General features: G+C 38.4%; 23 protein-coding genes, 1 pseudogene and 1 other annotated feature. Of the genes and pseudogenes, 8 read left to right on the top strand and 16 right to left on the bottom strand.

Going from position 1 to position 24,507, the window contains the following annotated elements:
* Positions 1-553, bottom strand: a pseudogene (locus tag A3H37_00935) (hypothetical protein).
* 90 nt (positions 554-643) lie between these two features.
* Positions 644-1,345 carry a hypothetical protein gene (locus A3H37_00930; protein OGL50302.1) on the bottom strand — a complete coding sequence of 234 codons (702 nt, stop codon included), beginning with the start codon at positions 1,343-1,345 and terminating at the stop codon, positions 644-646.
* 289 nt (positions 1,346-1,634) lie between these two features.
* On the opposite strand from A3H37_00930, the gene A3H37_00925 reads away from it, so the two are divergent.
* The 4 genes from A3H37_00925 (at position 1,635) to A3H37_00910 (ending at position 5,543) form a co-directional block, all read left to right on the top strand.
* Positions 1,635-2,636 (top strand): type I glyceraldehyde-3-phosphate dehydrogenase, encoded by a 1,002-nt coding sequence (locus tag A3H37_00925; protein OGL50301.1) that lies wholly within the window; start codon positions 1,635-1,637, stop codon positions 2,634-2,636.
* A 25-nt stretch (positions 2,637-2,661) separates the two neighbouring features.
* Positions 2,662-4,287 (top strand): hypothetical protein, encoded by a 1,626-nt coding sequence (locus A3H37_00920; GenBank protein OGL50300.1) that lies wholly within the window; start codon positions 2,662-2,664, stop codon positions 4,285-4,287.
* A gap of 119 nt (positions 4,288-4,406) precedes the next feature.
* Complete coding sequence (locus A3H37_00915; GenBank protein OGL50311.1) at positions 4,407-5,147, top strand: hypothetical protein; 741 nt, start codon at positions 4,407-4,409, stop codon at positions 5,145-5,147.
* A 21-nt stretch (positions 5,148-5,168) separates the two neighbouring features.
* On the top strand, positions 5,169-5,543 hold the full coding sequence (locus A3H37_00910; GenBank protein OGL50299.1) for a DoxX family protein: 375 nt from the start codon (positions 5,169-5,171) through the stop codon (positions 5,541-5,543).
* 4 nt (positions 5,544-5,547) lie between these two features.
* Here A3H37_00910 and A3H37_00905 read toward each other — a convergent pair whose 3' ends face one another.
* The 7 genes from A3H37_00905 to A3H37_00875 all read right to left on the bottom strand — a co-directional run bounded on the left by A3H37_00905 (position 5,548) and on the right by A3H37_00875 (position 12,917).
* Complete coding sequence (locus tag A3H37_00905; GenBank protein ID OGL50298.1) at positions 5,548-6,753, bottom strand: hypothetical protein; 1,206 nt, start codon at positions 6,751-6,753, stop codon at positions 5,548-5,550.
* Between the two features lie 40 nt (positions 6,754-6,793).
* The gene (locus tag A3H37_00900) at positions 6,794-8,155 is read right to left on the bottom strand and encodes a hypothetical protein (GenBank protein OGL50297.1); all 1,362 of its coding nucleotides are present in this window, start codon (positions 8,153-8,155) and stop codon (positions 6,794-6,796) included.
* Positions 8,156-8,237: 82 nt separating this feature from the next.
* Entirely contained in the window at positions 8,238-9,431 is a 1,194-nt protein-coding gene (locus A3H37_00895) for a hypothetical protein (GenBank protein ID OGL50296.1), read from the bottom strand.
* A gap of 62 nt (positions 9,432-9,493) precedes the next feature.
* Positions 9,494-10,408 (bottom strand): hypothetical protein, encoded by a 915-nt coding sequence (locus tag A3H37_00890; GenBank protein OGL50295.1) that lies wholly within the window; start codon positions 10,406-10,408, stop codon positions 9,494-9,496.
* Positions 10,398-11,081, bottom strand: a complete 684-nt coding sequence (locus tag A3H37_00885; GenBank protein ID OGL50294.1) for a cell division ATP-binding protein FtsE — start codon at positions 11,079-11,081, stop codon at positions 10,398-10,400. The genes A3H37_00890 and A3H37_00885 overlap by 11 nt, the downstream gene beginning before the upstream one ends.
* A 12-nt stretch (positions 11,082-11,093) precedes the next feature.
* Positions 11,094-12,056, bottom strand: coding sequence for a transketolase (locus A3H37_00880; protein ID OGL50293.1), 963 nt, complete (start codon positions 12,054-12,056; stop codon positions 11,094-11,096).
* A gap of 30 nt (positions 12,057-12,086) precedes the next feature.
* Entirely contained in the window at positions 12,087-12,917 is an 831-nt protein-coding gene (locus A3H37_00875; protein ID OGL50292.1) for a transketolase, read from the bottom strand.
* A gap of 156 nt (positions 12,918-13,073) precedes the next feature.
* On the opposite strand from A3H37_00875, the gene A3H37_00870 reads away from it, so the two are divergent.
* A complete protein-coding gene (locus A3H37_00870; GenBank protein OGL50291.1) occupies positions 13,074-13,373 on the top strand; it encodes a hypothetical protein in 300 nt (99 codons plus the stop codon).
* Between the two features lie 3 nt (positions 13,374-13,376).
* Here the strand turns inward: A3H37_00870 and A3H37_00865 are convergent, their stop codons facing one another.
* From A3H37_00865 to A3H37_00835, 7 genes are all read right to left on the bottom strand, one after another.
* Positions 13,377-14,846 carry a hypothetical protein gene (locus A3H37_00865; protein ID OGL50290.1) on the bottom strand — a complete coding sequence of 490 codons (1,470 nt, stop codon included), beginning with the start codon at positions 14,844-14,846 and terminating at the stop codon, positions 13,377-13,379.
* Between the two features lie 15 nt (positions 14,847-14,861).
* A complete protein-coding gene (locus A3H37_00860; GenBank protein OGL50289.1) occupies positions 14,862-16,142 on the bottom strand; it encodes a phosphomethylpyrimidine synthase in 1,281 nt (426 codons plus the stop codon).
* 141 nt (positions 16,143-16,283) lie between these two features.
* Entirely contained in the window at positions 16,284-17,621 is a 1,338-nt protein-coding gene (locus A3H37_00855; protein ID OGL50288.1) for a bifunctional hydroxymethylpyrimidine kinase/phosphomethylpyrimidine kinase, read from the bottom strand.
* A complete protein-coding gene (locus A3H37_00850; protein ID OGL50287.1) occupies positions 17,618-18,295 on the bottom strand; it encodes a thiamine-phosphate diphosphorylase in 678 nt (225 codons plus the stop codon). The genes A3H37_00855 and A3H37_00850 overlap by 4 nt, the downstream gene beginning before the upstream one ends.
* A gap of 266 nt (positions 18,296-18,561) precedes the next feature.
* Positions 18,562-19,338 (bottom strand): thiazole synthase, encoded by a 777-nt coding sequence (locus A3H37_00845; protein OGL50286.1) that lies wholly within the window; start codon positions 19,336-19,338, stop codon positions 18,562-18,564.
* A 119-nt stretch (positions 19,339-19,457) separates the two neighbouring features.
* Positions 19,458-19,658 carry a thiamine biosynthesis protein ThiS gene (locus A3H37_00840; GenBank protein ID OGL50285.1) on the bottom strand — a complete coding sequence of 67 codons (201 nt, stop codon included), beginning with the start codon at positions 19,656-19,658 and terminating at the stop codon, positions 19,458-19,460.
* Positions 19,659-19,782: 124 nt separating this feature from the next.
* Positions 19,783-19,888 (bottom strand) — a binding site (TPP riboswitch).
* A gap of 43 nt (positions 19,889-19,931) precedes the next feature.
* A complete protein-coding gene (locus A3H37_00835; GenBank protein ID OGL50284.1) occupies positions 19,932-20,792 on the bottom strand; it encodes a hypothetical protein in 861 nt (286 codons plus the stop codon).
* A 190-nt stretch (positions 20,793-20,982) separates the two neighbouring features.
* Here A3H37_00835 and A3H37_00830 point away from each other — a divergent pair, with 190 nt between their 5' ends.
* From A3H37_00830 to A3H37_00820, 3 genes are all read left to right on the top strand, one after another.
* Complete coding sequence (locus A3H37_00830; protein ID OGL50283.1) at positions 20,983-22,353, top strand: hypothetical protein; 1,371 nt, start codon at positions 20,983-20,985, stop codon at positions 22,351-22,353.
* 645 nt (positions 22,354-22,998) lie between these two features.
* Entirely contained in the window at positions 22,999-23,313 is a 315-nt protein-coding gene (locus A3H37_00825; protein ID OGL50282.1) for a hypothetical protein, read from the top strand.
* 189 nt (positions 23,314-23,502) lie between these two features.
* Complete coding sequence (locus A3H37_00820) at positions 23,503-24,504, top strand: galactose-1-phosphate uridylyltransferase (protein OGL50281.1); 1,002 nt, start codon at positions 23,503-23,505, stop codon at positions 24,502-24,504.
* Positions 24,505-24,507: the final 3 nt, after the last annotated feature.

The following is a 24,507-nucleotide window of genomic DNA, read 5'->3' as shown; positions in this document are numbered from 1 at the left end:
CATTTCTTTTGTTTGCCTCGTTGATAAGCGTTTCCAGAGGTTCTTTTTCAATCACATTAAAAGGGAAAAAAACCATGTCAAATTCACCGGTTTTTACAGCTTCTGCCATGACTAAATGGTTGTGTCCTGAAATAAGAATATGTCCTATATCTCCTTTTTCCTTTGCTTTTTTCAGAAACTCAAGGTGTTTACCCATAACCATATCAAGCTCATCTTTTTTATTTATGCTGTGGAGTCCATAAAAGTCAATTCTCTCAACCTTAAGAGTTTTAAGGCTTGTTTCAAAGTCTTTAATGTAAACATCAATTCCCATTTTCCAGTTATGAGAACGGGTTGTGATGATACATTCATTCCTTCGCTTTGGTATTACCCTGCTCAACTTCTCTTCGCTGTCCTGATATGCTCTTGCTGTATCAAAATAATTTATTCCCATATCAATTGCTTTGTTTATAAGTCTTTCAGATTCTTCAGGGCTTACTCTTGGAAGATGCATTGCTCCAAATCCAAGTTTGCTTGCTTCAAATCCTGTTTTTCCTAATTTGATTTTTTGCATATGTTGCCTTTTTTTAAATTAAAAAGGCGGGGTTAAAAAACCCCACCTGCAGGCAGACGGGATATTTTTGTCCCGCTAAAAAGACTATTATTACTCAGGTAAGCTAAGAGTTTCTATTGGGTTAATAAACTTATCGAGTCTGCTTTTATTTTTTTCTTTTGAATCTTCATCAAATTCTATTCCGAGTAATTTCATTTCTTTTGACTCTCTTACGTTATTCACATAACAGGATAAATCGTTTATTTCATCATTAGTTGCCAGAGAGAAACTAATGAAAATCCTGCTTCCTCTGTGGTAGTTGTTCTGTGTTGAGATAAGACAGCCGGTTGAACTCAGATTGAGAATTAATCCGTTTGATGTCGCAATATTTCCATCTTTATCTTTTGTCTGTATCACTGCTGGCAGGAGAGTTTTAAATCTTTTTTCCTTTCTTGCGGATACATTATCAAGTATTGAAGGATAGCTTAAAAAGATTAACGGGATTGGATTTAATTGGACTCTAATGACTCTGTTTTCAAAACCGATGGTTTCGCCTTCACTCAGCAGTCTAATAAAACATTCAGACCCTTTATCCGTTTCAGGGGGAAAGCCATTCAGATAAGGTGTATGAACTATGATAAAGTTAGGAATACTCCAGCCAACTATCTGAGTCTGGAATTTGACTTCTTTGCCTTCAATCTGTTTTAACAGGGAAACCTGCAGGCCAACCTGCCATGCAATATCTATTCTTTTTCCGTTAGATGTATCAATCATATTTATAATAAATAGATGAAAATTTATTAAGATTGTCAAATAAAATATTTTTTAATTCTTTGATTATACTGTTTGAACTTTCAGGATATAAAGTTTTTGCAACCTTTTTATTATTTATTTTTTGAGTTGACTTTTAAAATTTTTTCCTGTACCAGTTTGATGCTTTTAGTTTGTTTTGTGTAGATATTCGGATTATAAATATATGGTTTTTGAACTATAAGAACACGGTATCTGGAAACTGTAATCGTAATATCTAAAAGCCTCATCAGTCAACTTATGGCTGATGAAAAATTCACTTGAACTGTAAAATAGCTTTGAGGAGGAGAAAATGGCAGTCAAAGTTGGAATCAACGGATTTGGAAGAATAGGAAGAAATTTTCTGAGAGCGTCAGCAAATACAAAAGAAATAGATATTGTTGCAATAAATGATATCACCAGCCCTGCAACGCTTGCGCATCTGTTAAAGTATGACTCAGTTCATGGTATTTTCAAAGCGGATGTAAAAAACACAGAGGATTCCATAGTAGTTGACGGGAAGAAAATAAAGGCTCTTTCAGTAAAAGACCCTGCCCAGCTTCCGTGGAAAGACCTTGGTGTTGATATTGTTGTTGAATCAACAGGGCTGTTTGTTGACAAAGAAAATGCATCAAAGCATCTTAGCGCCGGCACAAAAAAGGTAATAATTTCTGCTCCTGCAAAAAACCCTGACATTACTATTGTCCTGGGGGTTAATGAGAAAAACTACAATCCTAAAGAGCATAATATTATTTCAAATGCATCATGCACAACAAACTGCTTAGCGCCGGTTGCAAAGGTTCTTCTCAGCGAATTTGGTCTCAAAAGAGGGCTGATGACAACAATCCATTCCTATACAAATGACCAGAAGATTCTTGACCTTCCTCACAAGGATTTAAGAAGGGCAAGGGCAGCTGCTTTATCAATGATACCAACCAGCACTGGTGCTGCAAAAGCTCTGGCGCTTGTTATTCCTGAGCTTAAAGGGAAGTTTGATGGCCTTGCAATCCGTGTTCCGACTCCGAATGTTTCACTTGTTGACCTTGTTGCAGAGCTTGGGAGAACTGTTACAGTTGAAGAGGTTAACGGAGCTTTCAAAAAAGCTGCAGATGGTGAACTGAAAGGGATTCTTGAATACAGTGGCGAGCCTCTTGTATCAATAGATTTTAATGGCAATTCAAGTTCGTCAATTGTTGACGGAAGTTCAACTGTTGTGATTGAAGGAAATATGGTAAAAGTGCTTGCATGGTATGATAATGAATGGGGATATTCGTGCAGAATCAGAGACCTCATTCTTTATATGTTTAAGAGTTAATAGTTTGATTTTTGGGAGGAGGAGTATGAGATTAAAGAGATTGTTTTTATCTTTTGGCGTTGGGGTGTTGGTTTTGCTTTTGGGGAGTTTCATTATTTCTGCCAAGAACAGTTCAGGGCCAAATTTTGTAAAGCCTGAAACCTGTTTTGAATGTCATGTTGAAGTTCAGGAACTTTGGAGCGAAGGAAAGCATAAGAAAACTTTAAATTGTGTAAAGTGCCATGATAATCTTAATGAGCACATTGCCTCACCTGAAGAAAAGAAGCCTGTAACAAATTTAAATCCTGAAAACTGCGGAAGCTGTCATAAAAATCAGTTTGAGACTTTTTTTAAGACAAACCCTAAAAAGGGAGCAAGGGTTGAAAAATCACTTTTAAGCGAGCGTTCTCCAAATCCATTTTGGGACAAACTAATGATGGGGCATGGGTTTACAAAAGAACATAATGCTCCAAGAAGCCATGCTTACATGCTTGTTGACCATCTTGTTGTTGACAGGGCTTATGGCGGAAGATTCCAGCCCAAGAAAGGATGGGAATATACAGTTTTACCTGGTCCTTTAAAGGCATGGGATGTTCTTGAGGACAGACATCCTGAAACAAACGAGCACAAACCATTTCTTCCTGAAAGTGCTGCTGCAGCATATCCAACGTGTTTAAAATGTAAAACCAATGACAGCATTTTAAAATGGAAGTTTATGGGGGATAAAGACCCAAAGGCAAAATGGGACAGGGCTTCAAACGTGGTGGAATATGCAAAAGATTTAAATAATGCCATAGCTTGTATTCACTGCCACGACCCGCATGCAACAAAGCCAAGAATTGTGCGGGACGGCTTAATCCAAGCCCTTACAAGGCCAGAAGAAGACACACTCTGGCACAAAGACTCAAAGCGCACAGGGATAAAGGTCATAGACTTTAGGGATTTCAGAAAGATTGCAATCCTTGACAAATATGACCCAAAACTTCAGTGCGGGCAGTGCCATGTTGAGTATAACTGCAATGCAGGAATAAACCCCAAAACAGGAGAAAAGATTCCAGCAAGCGATGTAAGGACAAACCATTTTCCATTTAAGGATGTATTCCAGATATATGACCACTATAACAAGCTTGAGTTCAGAGACTTTAAACACAGTTTGACAGGAGGGTTGCTTTTCAAAGCGCAGCATCCTGAGGCAGAGGTTTTCTGGAATTCAAAGCATGACAAAGCTGGTGCAAGCTGTAATGACTGCCACATGCCAAAGATTAAGGGTAAGGACGGGAAAGTATTCACATCCCACTGGCAGACAAGCCCGAGAAATTATATCAAGGAGACCTGTCTGAAGTGCCATTCAAAGTGGACTGCTGAACAGGCTAATTACTCAATTGATGCTGTGAGAAACCACATAAAGGGCAAAATGAGAAAAGCAGAGTTCTGGCTTAGCAGCCTGATTGATAAGATTGTTGAAGCAAAAAAGCTTGGGATTGATGAAAATGTGATAAATGAGGCAAAGGAACAACATCAAAAAGCGCATATTCTTTGGGAATGGTGGACAGCGGAAAACTCTGATGGTTTTCATAATCCTGAACAGGCAAGAGAGTCTCTTGCCCGCTCTGTTGAAGAGTCCAAAAAAGGCATTGAACTTATAACAAAGGCTGTTTCTGAAAAGAAATAGATTAATATAAAAACAAGACAGGGGTGGTTGTAAAACCACCCCTTTTGTTTTTGTAAGAGGCAAACCTTCCTTGACACCTTAGTTTTCAAGTGCTAATTCTTTTAAAAAAGCTTTTAATCATGAAACGTTATAGACGACAAATTGTTTTAGGCATATTGCTGATTGCAGTTTCTGTGTTTTTTTATCTGGTGCACTATGCAATCTTCAGGAACTCTCACCATATTTTTCTTTACCTGATAGGAGACCTTGCTTTTCTCCCGATTCAGGTCTTGTTTGTAACGCTGATTATTGATGAGCTTTTGAGCGAGAGGGAGAGGCGCGATATGCTTAAGAAGACGAACATGGCAATAGGGACATTTTTTAGTCAGGTCGGAACAGAGTTGCTAAGGCTTTTTTCAGGCTTTAACCCTGAGTCAGATGAAATAAGAAAAAATCTTCTTGTAACAAACGAGTGGTCTGAAAAGGAATTTGCAGAAGTCAGCAAGAGGATTAAAAACCATGATTATGCGGTCAACAGCATAAATGGAAATTTAGAAAGCCTGAGAAGCTTTTTGATAGGTGAAAGGGATTTTCTTCTGCGCCTTTTAGGAAATCCAAATCTTCTTGAGCATGAATCGTTCACAGACCTTCTCTGGGCAGTTTTCCATCTTACTGATGAATTAGCACACAGAAAAGATGTTAAGAATTTATCTGATGCTGATTATGAACACCTTTCAATTGACATAAAAAGAGCATATACACAGCTTATTTCAGAATGGTTGTCTTATATGAAGCATTTAAAAAAGGACTACCCGTATTTGTTTTCCCTTGCAATAAGAACAAATCCATTTGACTTGAATGCCTCTGCAGAAGTCAGATAGTTATTCTCAGGAGGATAAAAAATGCAAAAAATCATTCCGCTTATTGGTCGGATATTAATTTCACAGATTTTTTTGGCATCTGGTTTTGAGAAGATAATGAATTTTGAAGGGACGCAAAAGTACATGGTTTCTTTTGGAATGCCTTTTACAGCGTTTTTTGCAATATGCGCAATTGTCCTTGAAATTGGAGGCGGGTTGTCTGTTCTGCTTGGATACAAGGCAAGGATAGGCGCAGTTCTGCTTGTTGTTTTTCTCATTCCCACGACCTTAATCTTTCATACAAACTTTGCTGACCAGATGCAAGTAATTCAGTTCATGAAAAATTTAGCCATTCTTGGAGGTTTGTTTGTTGTGGCAGGCTTTGGAGCCGGCAGTTTTAGCTTTGACAAAAACTAACTTTTCATTCAACAATTTCAGATACAGGGACAAACTCAATTCCTTCATTCTTTAGTTTAGGAATCATCATCTGAATTGCCGCAGCAGTTTCGGGGTAGGGATGTCCGATTCCGATAGCCTTGCCGTCTTTTTTTGCAAATTCTGCAAGCCGGGAGATTTCTTTTTCAATTTCAGGAATCTCCCTTATATTATCAAGAAAAACTTTTCTTTCAGCAGTCTTTATGCTTAATTCCCTTGCTGTTTCAGCACCTATGGTTTTTGGAGTTGTACGGCTGTCAATGAAAAAGAGATTCTTTTTTTTAGCCCAGGACAGAACGATTTCCATTTTTTTTTTCTCCTGAGTAAGCCTTGACCCCATATGGTTATTGAATCCGACTGCGTTGGGAACTGAATCGAGGTTTTCATTAAGCGTTTCTAAAATCTCATTTTTTTTCATTTTCAAAAATATCCCTCCGGGACCGGGATCAGCCTTTGGGTATTCTTCAGGTTCCATTGGGCAGTGGAGGAGAACTTCCTTTCCTGATTTTCCTGCCAACCGAGATATTTTTTTTGAAAAGCTTAAGTTTGGAAGTATTGCAAAATTTATAGGTTCATTTATCGCAAGAAAAGGTTTTGCCTGTTTTAAGCTTCCCCCAATATCATCAATTATGATGGCAATGACAGGGTTTTTTGCGGGTTCATCTTTTGTTAACGTTCTGTCAGATATTTTATCCTGTAAAGCAGGGTATATAATAAGTTCCTGCACAGGGAAGGTATGGAGTCTGACAATAAGCTTTATCCCCTGTTTTTTTGCAACATCATTATCTTCTGCTTTTTCAATCTCAACTCCTTTTATTTTTGCCAGTTTTCTGACTATAACTTCCAAATCTTCAGCAGCTAAACCTTTTTTAAGAAGAACAACTCTTTTGCAGAAAAGAATCTTGCCATTTTCTATTTCACGAAGCTCCTCAGAGCTTGAAACAATATCTTTTTTTGATAAACCTGCTTTAAACAGAGAGCTTTCAAGACTGAGGTTTAATTTTTCAGAATTTTCTAAAAGCTGGCTATGGATTTTTTGTTTTTCAATATACTTTAATGCAATTACACCTGCTGCAACAGCGACAATAACAAAAATAATTGTTCCGAGATAGGGGGACCTGCCGGTCTCTTTATTCTTTTTTTTAGCCATTGCCTGTTTCAATTTAAAGGGAATATCGCAAGGAGATTTCAAGGGTCCGGAGGGAGTCCCTCTCGAACCCTTGAGCCTTTTATTATGATGCCTGTTCTGAAAGTTTTTGTAGAATAGTGTGCCCCTTCAGGATTTCAATAGCCCTTTTAAGCTGGTAATCTTTTGATGGGTCGATTTCCTGAGAGGTTATTGATTGTAAGATTTCTTCAGGCTGAGGTTCTTTCTCAACCTCTTTTTTCTCTTTGCTGTCTTTTGTTCCAGTTTTTTCAGTTGCAGCTTCATTTTTCAGGTGATTCTCCAGGTCCTTTTCTCTCAAGAAAAACCTCTGTTCTTTTTTGTCAGGGCTTGGTTCTGCTTCTTCAACTTCTATGTCAGGCATAATTCCCTTTTCCTGAATAGACCTTCCCTTTGGAGTGTAATATCTGGAAGTAGTAAGTCTTAGGGCTGAGCCATCACTCAATGGTATTACAGTCTGAACAGAGCCCTTGCCAAATGTTTTGACTCCTATTACCACAGCTCTTTCCCAATCCTGCAGAGCTCCTGCAACAATTTCTGATGCGCTTGCACTTCCGCTGTTTACAAGAACAGCCATTGGTATGTTGGGACAGAGGGGAGTTTTCTTTGAAATGAATTCCAAATCTCTTTTTCCTGACTGGTCAACAGTATATACAAGAAGTTTCCCTTCCTTAAGAAAACGGTCGCATACATCTGAAGCCATGTTCAGCAACCCACCGGGATTATTCCTCAAATCCAGAACAAGTCCTTTAATATTTGATTTCAAAATATCGTTTAGGGCGTTATCAAGCTCGCGGCTTGTATCTTCCTGAAACTGGGTTATCCTTAGATATCCAATATCATCCAGAATTTTTGACTTTATGCTTTTTATTTTTATTATATCTCTTTCAAGGACAAAATCTTTCGGTTCTTTGAATGAATCCCGCATTATCGTTATTGTAACGTTAGTCCCTTTAGGGCCCCTCATCTTTTTTACTGCATCTGTAAGCGACACGCCACGCGTTGATTCTCCATTTATTTTCACTATCCTGTCAAGAGGCTTTATTCCGGCTTTAAATGCAGGGGTATCGTCTATAGGTGTAATTACTGTGAGCTGGTCTTTTACCATTGAAATCTGGATGCCGACTCCGCCGAATTTCCCCTGGGTTTCAATCTGCATTTCCTTATACATATCAGGGGGAAGAAAGGATGAGTGGGGGTCAAGGGTATTGAGCATTCCATTGATTGCACCGTAAATCAGGTCTTTGTCTTTTGTTTTTTCTGCGTCAATATACTGTCCCTTTACAAGAGTGAATGCCTGTGTAAAAACAGACAGCTTTTCATAGATTTCATCTCTTCTCTCTTCAACCTTTGCTTTTATTGCTATCCCGAGAACAGCAGCAATGGTCATTACGGCAATAGCAACATACAGATTTTTTTTCTTAAGCATTTATTTTCCTCCATTTGTTTGCAGTTTAAATACAATTTTAAATCTAAAATAATAACACTGAAATTACAAATATAATATTAGTCTATTCCTTTTTCAACCACATAAGCGGGTCCTGTGGGCTTCCCCTGTACCTTATTTCAAAATATAGTTCTCCGTCAACTTTCCCGAGTATTTTGCCCTGAGTTGCTTTCTCTCCGACTCCTGCGTAAATTTCACCGGCATTGCCATATACAGAATACAAACTACTTCCATGGTCTATTATTATAAGCTTACCGTATCCTGAAAAATTATCTGCAAACAAAATCGTTCCGGCAAAGATTGAAGTGAATTTCCTTTCGCTTTCTACGCTTATTGTTATTCCTCTGTTATAAAGATATGTGTTAAGCTCCTGATTGAGCTGTTTTCCAAAAAGCTTAATAATTCTTCCTTGCACAGGCCAGGGGAGGCTTCCCTTAACTGTTTTGAGTTTCCCTAAATTCTTTTTTCCCTTTGCTATTTCCTGAGAGGAAGTTTTTTTCTTTAAAAGATTTTTAACCAAATCCTGAAGATTTTTTGAATCATTTTCAAGTTTTTCAAGGGAGGCTGTGCGCCTTTTCTCGTCAGAATTAATTTCAGCAAGAAGGCGTTCTTTTTCGCTCTTGCGCATCAGGATTTCTTTTTCAGCTGTTTTTATTTTTTCAACTATTTCAAGAGATTTATTTTTTGAATCAGTCAGGTTTTTTTTAGTCTCTTCCAGTTCCCTGATTCCATCCTTGAAGGCTTCTATGAGTCCTGCATCATTTTTCGAAATTATCTGAAGCAGTTTAATTTTCCGGATGAGATCAAGATAGTTTTTTGAGTTATAAATGATTTCCATCCGGCGAAACATTCCGTTTTTGTAGACAGCTCTCAGCTTTTTCCCGAGTCTTTCCCTGGCAGAGGAAAGCCTGCCTGCCTGTTGGTCAATTTTCTCCTGAAGTTCATTCAGAAGCAGCAGGTTTTTTTCATATTCTTTTTTATACGTTTCAAGTTCTTTTTTCCTTGCGGCTATCAGATTGTTCAGTTTTTCTATTCCGTAAAGGATATCAGCCTTGTTTTCCTTCAGCTTTTCTAATTTACTTTTTTCCAGGAGCAGTTTTTTATTGTAGTCGTTTAATTTTTTCTGGCTTTCAGAAATGTTTTTTTCTATATCTTCTGATGAGCTGTACAGCAAGGAGTACTTTGCTTCAACGATAAAAAAGAAGAATGAAAAAACAAGGAGTGGTAAAAGCCATTTTGTACAGGTTCTGATTAACATTTTAAAAAAGCAAAAATTATATCTTCCTGCTAACAACAGGAATAGACGGTGTTTTAATCATATTAACCATAGATGTCTTTCAGGAATTTTGAAGCGGACAAAATTGCCCCAAAAAGACCCATGATTGTTCCTGAGACAATGATTATGAATATATATTCAACCGGTAAAAAAGAAAATGAATGCTGAGGGAAAAGGAACGAAAATGCATCAGTGATTTTCTGGAATAATAATTGATATGTTAAAAAAAGAATCAAGAGAGAAACAGATGCGCCAATCAACCCTTCCAAAACTCCTTCAAATATAAACTGCCCGCGTATAAACCAGTTTGTAGCTCCGACCAGTTTCATTATTTCTATCTGTGGGGATTTTGAATGGATAGTCAGTTTAATGCCATTATAAATAATCAAAATCATGCCAGCAGTTATAAGTGCTATGAGAAGCCATACAGACATCCTGATTAATGAAACGAACGAGTAGAAATGATTAACCCATTCCTTGTTAAGGCTCAGGTCTTCAATGCTTTTCCAGTTGCTCAGGATTGATATTAAATCTATCAGTTCCTTTTTGTTGTCAAAACCTTTTTTCAGGGCTAAACGGAAGGAGGCAGGAAAGGGATTGTCTCCGAGCTCTTCAAGGAGGTTGCTGTATTGCCTGAAGTTTTTCTTGAAATCAAAATATGCCTGAGAACGTGATATATAATGAATCTTTTTGACAAGGGGATAGCTTTGTAAAAATGTTTTAAGCTTTAAAAAATCTTCAGAGTCTGCTTTAATTTCATTTTTAAGGAATACTTCCAAAGTCATATCTTCTGATACTGAACTTAAAATGTTTTCAATATTTGTTTCAAATATTAAAATTATTCCTAAAACAGAGAATGAAATTGATATAATGAGAATTATTGTGAGATGCAGATAGAAATTAGTTCTGATATTTTTTAATGCTTCCAGAAAAAAGAAGCTTAAGTTTTTAAGAAACATTCCCTTCCCTTAAAAGGCATTCTTTTGTTATTTTTCCTCCGTCAATAAAGATATTTCTTCCATCAGATCTTTCAACGAGTGCCCTGTTATGTGTTGCAACAACAACTGTTGTTCCTTTTGAATTTAAAGAACGGAGAATTTCCATTACATGGTTTGCGTTTCCTTCATCAAGATTGCCTGTGGGCTCATCAGCAAGAATCAGAGCAGGTTCATTGACCACAGCTCTTGCTATGCAGACTCTCTGCTGCTCTCCTCCGGACAGACCTCCGGCTATTTCTCCTGATTTTTTTCCCAATCCGACAAGTTTAAGTGTATCAAGCACCCTGCTTCTTATATCTCCTTTTTTGAATCCAAGTATTCTTAGGGCAAAGGCTACATTGTCATAAGCAGACTTATCAAGGAGCAGTTTAAAATCCTGAAAGATTATGCCCATGTTTCTGCGCAAATAGGGAATACTTCCTTTTTTAAGTTTTGCTAAGTTTTTCCCAAATAGAATTACCTCTCCGATAGAGGCTTTGTCCCCAAGGTAAATAAGCTTTAGAATTGTGGTTTTGCCTGCACCGCTTGGACCAGTAATGAAAATAAACTCCCCCTTTTTTATATGGAGGTTTATGTCCTTTAAAGCCCATCTGCCTCCGCTATAGACCTTGTCAACATTAGAAAGCTGAATCATTTGATTACAAACTCAGTATACAGGTTTGAGTTTTTTCCTTTTTTTTTCCAGAGCCACTTTTACTGCATTACCCATGTTTTCTGAAGTTAATCCGTATTCGTGAAGGAGGTCTTTTACGCTTCCTGACATTCCAAATCTGTCTTTTATCCCAACCCTTGTCATAGGGCATGGAGAGTTTTCAACCAACACCTCAGCAACAGCAGACCCGAGCCCTCCGATTATGGAATGTTCTTCTGCAGTAATTATTGTCCCTGTTTCCTCTGAACAGCGGATTATTAATTCTGTGTCAATTGGCTTGACAGAAGGCATATTTGCAACTCTTACATTTATCCCTTCTTCTTCGAGCACAAAAGCTGCTTCAAGAGAAACAGCCAGCATAATTCCACAGGCAAAAATTGTTGCGTCTTTCCCTTCTTTCAGAATTTTACCCTTTCCAAGTTCAAAAACATAATTTTCATCAAAGAGAACAGGGAATTTTTCTCTTGAACAGCGGATATAAATTGGTCCAACGAATGCAGCAGCATATTCAATAACTTTTTTTGCTTCATAAGCGTCTGAAGGGACTACCACTTTCATATTCGGGAGAGATCTCATCAGGCTTATATCTTCTACTGACTGATGTGATGCTCCGTCGCTTCCAACTGTTATTCCTCCGTGGCTTGAAACAAGTTTCACGTTCTGTTTTGGGAATGAAATTGATTGCCTTACCTGTTCCCATGCCCTTCCTGTGAGGAATATTGCGAAAGTGCTTACAAACACAATTTTTCCTGATGCTGCAAGGCCTGCTGCTGTTCCCACCATATTCTGCTCGGCTACTCCCATGTTGAAGAACCTGTCAGGGAATGCTTTTGCAAACATTGATGTTTTAGTTGAACCGGAGAGGTCTGCATCAAGAACTACTAAATTTTTGTATTTTTCTCCAAGATTAACAAGGGCTTCACCATAAGCCTCTCTTGTTCCAAGAAGTTTTTCCAAAGAATCCTCCTTAATCAAGAAAATAGCCAACTATGCATTTTCGCCAAGTTCTTTCAGAGCCTTTTCAAGCTCCTCTTTTGTAGGTGATGTGCCGTGGAATTTATTTACATTTTCTATAAAACTAATGCCTTTTCCTTTTACTGTTCTGGCTATTATTACTGATGGTTTTCCTTTTACTGCCTCTGCTTTTTCAAGCGCATCCAGTATTTCTCTGAAACTGTGCCCGTCGATTTCAAAAACTTCCCATCCAAAGGATTTCCATTTCTGTGAAAAAGGTTCAATTTCCATAATATCCTTTATTTTTCCGTCAATCTGAAATCCGTTTCTGTCTACCATAGCGCACAGGTTATCAAGCTTGTAATGTGCGCAACTCATGGCTGCTTCCCAAACCTGTCCTTCCTGACATTCCCCGTCACCAAGAAGAGAGTAAATCCTGATTGGTTTTTTATCGAGTTTTGCAGCCAGTGCCATCCCGCTTGCCATCGAAATTCCCTGTCCAAGAGAGCCTGTTGGAACTTCAACACCAGGGGTTACTTCATTGTATGGATGTCCCCTTAGCATACTTCCCATTTTTCTCAGGTTCATGAGCTCTTCTCTTGGGAAATATCCTGACATAGCAAGAACAGCATAAAGGGCAGGGGCAGCGTGTCCCTTTGAGAGGACAAATTTATCCCTGTCTTCCCACTTGGGGTTTCCCGGTTTATGGCGCATCTTGTGGAAATAAATGGAGACAAGCAGTTCAACTGCAGACAGGGAGCCGCCTGTATGTCCTGAACCGGCAATTGTGAGCATTTTCAAAATATTAATGCGGGTTTCCCTTGCAATATTTTCAAGCCTTGAAATTTCTGTTTCTAAACTCATCTCTCAATGACCTCTTAAATAACTCAAATTTGAGTAACTATATTTTAGATTTTACTTTTATGCAAGAGGATTTTTTCTCGATTCTTTCTCTTGACGCAAGCTTTTGATATTGTTAAAAATAAAATAACGCATTGCAGATAATAGCAGGGGGTAGAGGTGAAAGTTTTAAAGAAAACACAGAATTTTAAGTCTCTTACAGGAAAAACCCAACAGGTTAAAAGGATTTGGCCCAAGGGTTATAAAAGGTTTGATACTGGAGAGGATAAAGAAAGATTTGAAGTCAGACCCCAGAAGTATAATCTCAGGCTAATTTTTCTTTCGCTTGTCATTTTCCTGGTCCTGTGGGTTTTTATTATCCAACCATACCTTGATAAGCATCCAAAAAAAGAAGAACCTATCAGGGTTAAGATTTTCAAGGAAGACGCAATAGTAAATGTTAGCCCAAAAGCCAAGTAATTTTTATTTAAGTTTTATGCTCAGATAAAAACTTCTTCCTTCTCTAATTACAAGCATTACAAGATGTTTTTCATCTTCCAGTTTCTTTAAAACTCTCTTATAATCCTCAACTCCGGAAAGTTTTTCCTTGTTGATTTGAAGTATTATATCACCAGCTCTTAAATCGTATTCATCAGCAAGGCTTCCTTTTTTCACTTCCCTTACAACTATTCCTTCAGCCGGAATATTTAACCGTTTAGCTTCCAGAGGTTCTATGTCTGAAACTATCAAGCCGAGCTTATCAGAAATCTGTACAGAGGATTTTATAACAGGGCTATCTTTAAGCTCTTCAATCAGAACTTTTAAAATGTTTTTTTCACCGTTTCTTATTACCACAACATCAACAACTTTCCCGACTTTTGTATTGCCAACTATTCTTGGAAGGTCGTGATATGAATCTATGTCTTTCCCGTTAAACCGGACTATTACATCTCCTCTTTTAATTCCTGCCTTTTCGGCAGGTGTATCTGCAATTACATCCCCGACCAAAGCGCCTTTTGTGCCTGCGAGATTGAATGTCTTTGCAATTGTTTCATCTATGGGCTGGATGTTTACTCCAAGCCATCCCCTTGTTGCCCTGCCTTCTTCTTTTAAGCTTTTTAAGATTTCCTTAACCATATTTATTGGAGTTGCAAACCCTATTCCCTGACCCGCAGCAACGATTGCTGTATTTATACCGACAACCTCTCCATTTGTATTAAAAAGAGGTCCTCCGCTGTTTCCCGGATTGATTGAGGCATCTGTCTGGATGAAATTGTCGTAATTTCCTATTCCTATGACCCTTCCCTTTGCACTTACTATTCCAACTGTTACTGTATGGGCAAGGCCAAATGGGTTTCCTATAGCAATCAACCATTCCCCGACTTCAAGGCTGTCAGAATCTCCAAGGTATGCAACAGGAAGGTTTCCATCAGAAGGGATTTTAATGAGAGCAATATCAGTTTTCGGGTCTCTTCCAACAACTGTTGCCTCGTATTCTCTTTCATCGGATAAGGTAATTGTTATTTTTGTTGCATTCTCTATCACGTGGTAATTGGTAAGGATGTATCCATCTCTGCTTATTATAAAACCTGAGCCTAAGCTTTGGCGTTTAAGCTCGCTTCTTGGCATCTCTTCAAAAAACTTTTCAAAAAAATCATCAAAGGGATTGCCTCTTTTGTCCTTTAAATCCCACGGATGATATTTGCGCTGATTTATCATCTGTGTTGTGCTGATATTTACAACGGATGGTTTTTCCCTTTTTATCAGTTTAACAAAAGTATCAGGTCTTTCAAACTTGTCAGCTTTTGGTTTATTGGCGCTCTGCTGGGATTTTTCCATCCAGAGAACTTTTTTTGATTTTACCGGAAAGTCAATTTTTGAGGCAATGAAGACTCCGCCAGCAATCAGTATGATTAAGATAAATCCAAAAAATGTAGCCCCTCTTTTTGCCATGATGTTTCCTTTAATTTAAGGTTTATTTATCATCTCTCCCCGCATTGAGCAGAATACTCCGCACATTGTGCATACATCAGGGGTTTTCGGTATGCTGGTTTTCCTTATTGCCCCGGCTTTTTCAGGGTCAATTGAAAGCCTCATCTGTTCTTCCCAGTCAAGGTTTTTTCTTGCCAGAGACATCCTGTTATCTCTTTCAATTGCTCCTTTTATCCCCTTTGCAATATCTGCTGCATGGGCTGCGATTTTTGTAACCATAACTCCTTCTCTTACATCTTCAACTGTTGGCAGGCGAAGGTGCTCAGAAGAGGTCACATAGCAGAGAAAATCAGCACCATAGCTTGCAGCAAGTGCTCCGCCAATTGCAGATGTAATATGGTCATATCCCGGAGCAATATCGGTTACAAGCGGACCTAAAACATAAAAAGGAGCTCCCTTGCATAACTTTTTCTGGAGAACTATGTTTGTCTCTATCTGGTTTATCGGTACATGTCCCGGGCCCTCTATCATGACCTGAACTCCGCATTCCCATGCCCTTTCTGTCAGTTCTCCAAGGAGTATCAGTTCCTGAATCTGAGGCCTGTCAGTCGCATCATTTAAGCATCCGGGCCTCAATCCGTCTCCAAGGCTTAAGGTTATATCATATTTTTTCAGTATTTCAAGAAGCCTGTCAAAGTCATCAAAATAGGGATTTTCTTTTCCATTATGTTTTATCCATTGTGAAATAATTGAGCCTCCGCGGCTAACGATTCCTGTTATCCTTTTCCCCTTTTCAAGCATTTCAATTGCTTTTAGTGTGACTCCGCAGTGAATGGTCATGAAATCAACCCCTGCCTCTGCCTGCTTTTCAATGGCTTTAAAAAAGTCATCTTTCTTGATTCCGGCAATGGATTCTTTTTTTCTGTAAGCCTCTACTGCAGCCTGATATATAGGTACAGTTCCAACTATGACATCTGAGTTGTCAAGGAGCTGGTTTAATGCTTCTTCAATATCTCCTCCTGTGCTTAGGTCCATTATGGAGTCAGCGCCGGCAGAGACTGCTGCTTTTATCTTTAGAAGTTCTTCGTTAAGGTCAGCGTGCTCTGGAGAGGTTCCGATATTTGCATTGACTTTTGTTGTCAACCCTTCACCGATTCCACAGGGTATGATTGGTCTTCGGTTTATATTTTTAGGTATTATGACCTTTCCTTCAGAAATTTTCTTAAAAAGCTCGTCGGTGTGAATACCTTCTTTTTTTGCTACTGATTCTATCTCAGGAGTTAATTCCCCTTTTTTTGCCTTTTCGAGCAGAGTCATTTTATTTCACCTCTTTTTAGATGTAAGCTTTTTTTGAAATTGCTTCGCTTCGCTCGCAATGACAAAAAATATTTCATTTCACCTATAGGCGGGGTTTCTAACCCCGCATTTCCTAATTTATAATCTGTGTAATCATTAATACTATTCCAGCCTCCTGTTTATCCTGACAACTTTGCCTGCAATATCAGACGGATTTTTCCCAATAACCCGTATCATTGCTTCCTTCCCGATATCTCCTCTGTCAAAAATTATGTCAGGTATTTTTCTTTTTCTTTCTAAAACCTCTCTGACTCCCCACGCAAGGCTTGAACCTTCCCTTGCCTTGATTTTTCCGGGTTCTCTCTTTCTTGAAAACTCTGCAATGTCAAACCCGAGTGATTTGCATACTTTCAGTATCTGGTCTGAAAATTTAATGTTCATTGCGCATCTGAAATTCTCATCAAACCTGTTAATAGTCAAAACTATTTTGCCAACATGGGAAGAAGCTCCAAACTCAGGGCTTGCTAATGTTAATATATTTTTACCAAGCCTTATAATCCTTCCCGGGATTGCAGCTACATCATCAAGGCTTTTTGCACAAGCGGAACAGTACCCGATGTTTGAGCTGACTTCAGGTATGAGTTTCCAGATGTTTTCTTTTTTTAAAGTTTCTAAGGCTTTATTTAACTCATTTAAAACCTCAGATTTCTTATGACGATTAATTACCGGAGCAAAATGGTCTACCGGATTGATTCCCTTACCAACAGAAACAGCAGATTTTATAGCCTCAGTAAGATAATCCTTCCCTTTTTCAACTGAGCTGCAGAGGTCATACCCCTCTGCGAGGAATGTTGCAATTGCAGCAGAAAGGGTGCATCCTGCTCCGTGTGTATGGCGTGTATTTATTCTTTTTTTTCTGAATTGATGAAAATTTTTACCATCATATAAAATATCAGTTGCATCACCCTTTAAATGTCCTCCCTTGATGAGAACATTTTTTGCACCGGCTTTATGTATTTTCCTTGCTGCCAGTTTCATATCTGAAATTGTGTTGACTTTTTTTCCTGTTAACTCTGAGGCTTCATAGAGATTTGGAGTTATGAGAAATGCAACAGGAATCAGCTCTTTTTTTAAAGCTACTACTGCTTTTTTATGTAAAAGGAAGTCCCCGCTTTTTGCAACCATTACAGGGTCAACTACAAGATTTTTTACTTTGTACTTTTTTAACATTTTTGCAACGATTCCGGTAATCTCGCTGTTAAATAGCATTCCTGTCTTAACTGCATCTGCGCCAAAATCTTCAAAGATGCAAGTAATCTGTTTTTTTATCAATTCAGATGAAACAGGTTCTATTCCGCTTATACCTCTGCTGTTCTGTGCAGTAATGGCTGTTATCACACTCATTCCGTATCCGCCAAGAGAGGTTATGGTTTTCAAGTCTGCCTGAATTCCTGCCCCTCCCCCTGAGTCAGAGCCTGCTATGGTTAAAATTTTTTTCATAAGTTTTTAGATTTAAGTTTTAAGTCTTGATTTTCAACATTCAAACTTTCCAACTTGCAAACAAGCCCTTTTGCTGCTTCATAGGGCTTCTCTGCTCCCATTATGGCAGAAATTACTGCTACACCATCAGCACCATTTAAAATTACATCCTTTATATTTTCTTCCTTGATTCCGCCTATTGCAATCAGCGGGATTTTGATTTTTTTTCTGATTTCTTTTATTGCTTCAGGACCCTTAAAACCAGTCACGCCTTGCTTTGACGGAGCAGGGTAGATATTTCCAAAAGTAATAAAATCTGCACTGTTTTTCTGTGCAAAAAGAGCATCCTTCAAAGAATGTGTTGAAACACCAATCAGCTTTTTTCCCCCCAAGACTCTTCTTGCCTCTCTTAGAGGCATTGATTGCCAGCCAAGATGAACTCCGTCGGCACCTGTTGCAAGGGCTATGTCTATCCTGTCATTGATTATTAACAACGCATTATTCTCCTGTGTAATCTTTCTTATCTTTTTTGCAAGTTCATACATTTCTTTTGATGATAAGTCTTTTTCTCTTAGCTGAATAGCCTTAACTCCTCCTTTTAAAGCTTCTTTGATGACCTTAAGAAAAGGTTGTTTTGCGATTTTTCTATCTGTTACAAAGTAAATACGAAACTTATCAGCTAACTCTTTTTTCATAAATAACAAATGTAGAGACAGGTCTTTAGAGACTGACCGAGAATGTCATTGCGAGGAGCAAAGCGACGAAGCAATCTCATACATGGTACTGAAAATAAAGAGATTGCCACGCTCCCTTTGGTCGCTCGCAATGACAAAAAGGGAGTTCTCGGTCAGCCTGTAAAGGTCTGTTTCTACTTATGCAGGTTATAAAACCTGCGGTTACATTTGACCATTGCCAGGTATTTCTTACGCTTTCCCCTTGAGAAAGAGTGATGGGTGAAGGTTTACTCAATCATCCCTGTCAAAGGGCTTGATGCTGAGGCATAAAGTTTTTTTGGAATTCTTCCTGCAAGATATGCCATTCTTCCTGCAAGAACTGCGTGCTTCATTGCTTCTGCCATCAGCAACGGCTTTTTTGCTCCTGCAACTCCTGTGTTCATCAGGACTCCATCACATCCAAGCTCCATTGCAATTGCTGCGTCTGAAGCAGTTCCAACCCCTGCATCAACAATGACAGGGACTTTTGCCTGCTCAAGTATAATCCTTATGTTATAAGGATTTCTTATTCCAAGTCCTGAACCTATTGGAGCTCCAAGGGGCATAACTGCGCTTGCACCGGCATCCTCAAGTTTTTTTGCAAATATTGGGTCATCATTTGTGTATGGAAGAACAATGAACCCTTCTTTTACAAGAATTTTTGTTGCCTGAAGAAGTCCTTCATTGTCAGGGAAAAGAGTTTTTTCATCACCTATAACTTCAAGCTTAACCATATCAGAAAGCCCTGCTTCCCTTCCAAGCCTTGCAGTCCTTACTGCGTCTTCAACATTGTAGCATCCGGCAGTGTTTGGAAGGATGGTATATTTTTTCCTGTCTATATAGTCTAAGAGGGATTCCTTTGACTTCTCACTGATGTTTACTCTTCTGACAGCAACAGTAACTATTTCCGCTCCTGATTTTTCCAAGGCTTCTCTGGTTTCTTCAAAAGATGCATATTTGCCTGTGCCAATAAGCAAACGGGATTTGAATTTTCTCCCTGCTATTTTTAAATAATCATTTTCCATTGCGATACTCCTTAAATTAGTGAATAGTGAACAGTCAGTGAATAGTGTCTAGGAAATTGTATTTCATTTTTGTGGGTAATTTTTACTATTCACCATTCACTCACTAACAACTTAACTACTCATCCTCCGCCAACAAAGCTGACAATCTCCAGCGTATCACCATCTTTCAAGATAGTTTCTGAATATTCACTCTTTCTGACTATTTCTTTATTAAGCTCAACAGCAACTCTGGTAGAGTCAAGTCCGAGATTTCCAAAAAATTCTTTTATTGTTATTCCTTCCTTTGCTTTCTCTTGCTTGCCGTTTATTATAATTTTCATTATTTTAGATTTACCACAGAGACACAGAGGTCACAGAGAGTAATATCGCTCTGTGCCTCTGTGGTGAAACAAAAAAAATAGCCGGGGACCTAAGGGATGTATCCCGGCTAAAAAGATACTATTTATAATATTAAATATTATTTCCCTTCGCTGGCATTACCCAGATCAGGTTCCAAGGGTCATCCTATTATTTAAGGATTTCTCAGCCACAGGCTCCCCCGTTATTTTTAATTCTATTAAACTTATAGAAACAGTCAAGAGGTTTTTTAGTTTTCACTTGTTTACAGCTTCTTTGAGCCTGTTAATCCACTCAGCAGGTATGTCAACACAGTCCAGGAGCTCTTTGTAGTCATTGTCTCCGTGAAAATCTGTGCCGCCGGTCAGAAGAAGGTTATTTTCTTTTCCAACCTGTTTTAGAAAATTGAAAAATGACTCTGCTCTTGAAGAGTTGTCAGGATAGCGGAATGAATCCGGGTATGGATATATAACTTCAATTCCTCTTAAGCCGGACTGAGCGAGCTCATGAAAATGTTTTTTGAGATTACCGCCTTTGAAAAATCCGGGGTGGGAATGGACTGCGACTCCTCCGGCGCCTCTTATAAGGCTTATTGCCTCCTGTGCTGAAAGTTTCATTCTGTCAACATTGCAGGATTTTCCGTCTGCAAGGTATTTGTCGAATGCCTCTGCCTGAGTATTTACATATCCTTTTTCAAGAAGGGCTCTGGCAATATGGGGCCTTCCAATGCTTCCCTCACCTGCAATTTCCATTACCCTTTCTTTTAAAATTTCCATATTAAGGCTTTTCAGTTTATCAATTATCCTGTCCAGACGGGTTTCCCTGAAGTTTCTCATTTCACTTATTTTATTATTAAGAGGCTTGTTGTCAGGGTCAATATAGTAACCAAGAATCTCCATTCTGTTGCCATTGTGCAGGCAGTTGATTTCAATTCCAGGAATCATTTCAACTCCAAGCCCCTTGCCGGCCTCTATTGCCTTTTTTGTTCCGTCAGTGATATCGTGGTCTGTAACAGCGGCAATTCTGACTCCAAAGCTTTTTATGTAGGTTACAAGTTCTTCAGGAGTTTTGGTTCCGTCAGAATATGTAGTATGCATATGAAGATCTATTTTTGACATCAAAGATTCTCCTTTATTAAGGTTTGATTTAATTCTAAAATAAAAAAAATACAAGGAAAATCAAATCCCCCCTTGTCCCCCCTTTTCTAAAGGTGGGATGAGAGGATTATAATATATGCTAAATCCAAATGACAAAATCCCTGCCTGACGGCAGGCAGGCAAAGTTCAAAAGTTATAAGTCATAGGTTATATGTTAAATTTAATGGTTCCCATAGGTTTATATATCCACATTCCGTTCTGCTTAAAGAAGTGTTTTTATTGCGATTTCAACTCAATTCCTGTTGCAGCAGATATTGAAAAACAGAAATTGACAAAAAGGTATATGAATGCCCTGTGTATGGAAATTGAAAAATACATGGTTTTCCCGGCATGGAAAAACTATCAGGTCAAATCCATTTTTTTCGGAGGCGGGACTCCAAGCCTTGTTGGTGCAGAGGAGATTGGAGAAACGCTGAGGTATTGCAGGAAAACATTTAAAATCGCAGATGACGCAGAGGTGACGATTGAAGCAAACCCGGGAACAGTTTCACCTGATTTTTTGAAAAGTTATCTGAAGGCAGGGATTAACCGCATAAGTTTTGGATGCCAGAGCTTTAATGATTATGAGTTAAAAAAAATCGGAAGAGTTCACAGTGCAGAAGATATATACAGAAGCCTTGATATGGCAAAAGAGGCAGGGTTTGAGAATGTGGGCATTGATTTAATCTTTGGTATTCCGGGACAGAATTTAGAAAGTTTCAAGTCAAGCCTGAACAGGGCAATTTTTCTCAAACCCCATCATATTTCTCTTTATAACCTTACAATAGAAGAGAACACGCATTTTTACCAGTTAATCAGGAATGGGGAATTAAAATTACCTGATGAGGATGAACAGGTATGGATGTATGAATATGGAATAGAGACAATCAGCAAAAAAGGCTATGAGCATTATGAGATTTCAAATTTTGCAGTAAAAGGGAAAAGATGCCGGCATAATGAGAATTACTGGAGAGGAGGGGAGTATCTGGGTTTCGGGGCAGGAGCTCATTCGTTTATCAGAGTTCAGAGTGAAAATGTAGCTGCAGAGCCTTGCTCTGCTCTGCGTAATGGAAAAAACAGCAAGGGGGCAAAGGTAATAGGGAAAAGGTGGTGGAATGTGAAGGATGTTGAGATGTATTGTAAGGGAGTGGAAGATAGCGTTCAGCGTTCAGCCTTCAGCCTTGAGGGACAAATCCCCTCTAACCCCCCTTTGCTAAAGGGGGGCTGGGGGGATTCAAAAGAACGAGCGATGAACAGCGAGCAACGAGCAACTGATAAAGTTCATAGTGTAGTTGAGGGAGAGGAATTTTTAGACAGGGAGAAACTCATATCAGAGGCTATGATGTTGGGTTTGAGGTTGATTGACGGGATAGATACAGAAGAGTTTTTTAATATTCATGGAGTATCAATAGAAGATAAATACAGTAAAGAAATAAAGGAGCTAATAAAAAACAACCTCCTGAAATTAAAAAACATAAAGCTAAAGCTTACCCATAGAGGAATTCTTTTCTCAAACGAAGTGTTTTTAAAGTTCATGGTTTAAAATTTTTTTGATGTTAGCTAAAAATTAAAACCGCACTCATAAGTGCACCCTTTTTAGGTCATTGCTTTTGATTTTTTGTGTTCCAACCAGTTTGCCTTTATGCCAGAATCGAATCTCTGTCAGTCCTGTTTCTTCATCTGGAACCATCCTGAGTTCCACCTTTTCATAGGGGTTAACACCCCCCGGCACCTTTAGTTCAATTCCATCAATAGATACCCTTCTATAAGCATTAGTAGTCCTTTCCTCACGGATGCAGAAAATATCCTTTCAGACTACCATAGAGGAGTGCGGTTTTAATTCTTAACTGACAATAAACTTTTTACCCTTGACATCTACATCCGATTGCTATATTGGGTGCGCGTAAAATAAATGTATTGAAAGGAGAGAGGATTAGATGGAACTGATTAAGACCCTGGTTTTTTCACTGCTTATTATTGCCGGCATAGTGTCCATTGGGACAGCTTGCCTTTATATAATGTATAAATTTGAGAAAACAAAAAACTAAACAGATTACAAAATCCTGATTTCTTCCAACCCCGATTATCAAATCGGGGTTTTTTATTTTCCTGATACACAAACCCCAATATTTGTCTTGACTGGCATAGCCAATTAACATAAATTAAAAAAAGTTAGCATATTTTAAAAATGAAAAAAACTATTGTTAGTCCCCTACTTTCAGCCTTTGTGTTTCCTGGTGCTGGTCAGCTAAAAAATCGCAATTATCTAAAAGGTATTATTTTAATCCTGATAACAACAATCCTCCTCATCATATTTTTTTATAAAATCTATGCTATTATTATATCCAGCATTTCATCTCCTTCTCAGATAACCATTTCTGAGGATTTTGTTTCAAAAATAGAAGCAAAGGTATATGCAGAAAATAGAGTATGGGTTTTATTGCTCATTATTGTCTGGATTGCAGGAATTGTAGATGCCTACTTGTCAGCAAGAAAATTATAAAGGAGTATACTATACGTATTAAATCCTAATTTCTAAATCCTAAACAATGATCGAAATCCCAATATCACTTAGTGGTTTTTTGGGTTATTCGGTAATTGTGATTTGGTGCTCATTTGGAATTTGATGCTTAAAAATTTGTCATTTTACTAAGTCATAGGTTACAAGTCATAAGTTATAGGTTAATTCTATATGCCTGAAATACGACAGAACATCATAACAAGAGACTGGGTCATAATTGCAACTGAAAGAGCAAAAAGACCTGAGGAGTTTGCAAAAAGGGAAAAAGTAAAAAAAGAACTCTCTGAATACCGAAACGATTGCCCGTTCTGTCCCGGCAATGAGGACAAAACTCCTCCTGAAATCTACAGGATTGAAAAGGAAAAACAATGGCAGGTTAGAGTCTTCCATAATAAGTTTGCAGCCCTTTCCAATGAAGGAATTGTTGAAAGAAAATGGGAAAAAATGAAAAGAGTTATTTCAGGCGTTGGAATCCACGAAGTTGTTGTTGAAACTCCAAAGCATAATCTCTCTCCTGCCCTGCTTACTGAAGAACAGATAAAAAATATACTCAGAACCTACAAAGAGAGATATAATATTATTTACCATGATAAGAGAATCAAGCTTGTCACAATTTTTAAAAACCATGGTGAGGGTGCAGGCACTTCACTTGAACATCCCCATTCCCAGATAATTGGCACCCCTGTTACTCCAAAAGATATCCGCTACAGGGTTGAAGAAGCAATGAGATATTATGATGACACAGGAGAATGTATTTTCTGCAGGGTGTTAAGAGATGAGCTTAATAGCGGTGAAAGAATCGTACTTGAAAACAAAAACTTTGTTGCTTTTATTCCCTACGCTGCCCTCTCACCCTTTCATATCTGGATATTCCCCAAGAACCATTCCTCTTGCTTTGGGCTTATACCAATGGAAGAAATTGATGATATGGCAGAAATTCTTAAAGGAATACTATGCAAACTCTATTACTGTCTTGATAACCCTGATTACAATTATGTTATCCGCTCTTACTCAAAAGTCGGTCCTTCGCTTGAATACTACCACTGGTACATAAGCGTAATACCAAGAGTGACAAAATTAGCAGGCTTTGAACTCGGCTCCGGCATGTATATCAACACAACCCTTCCTGAACAAAGCGCAAGGTTTTTACGTGAAACTCCCTACCAACCATAAATA

This window comes from Candidatus Schekmanbacteria bacterium RIFCSPLOWO2_02_FULL_38_14 (assembly GCA_001790855.1).
Taxonomy (GTDB): Bacteria; Schekmanbacteria; GWA2-38-11; order GWA2-38-11; family GWA2-38-11; genus 2-02-FULL-38-14-A.
This window is presented reverse-complemented; position numbering and strand designations above follow the sequence as displayed.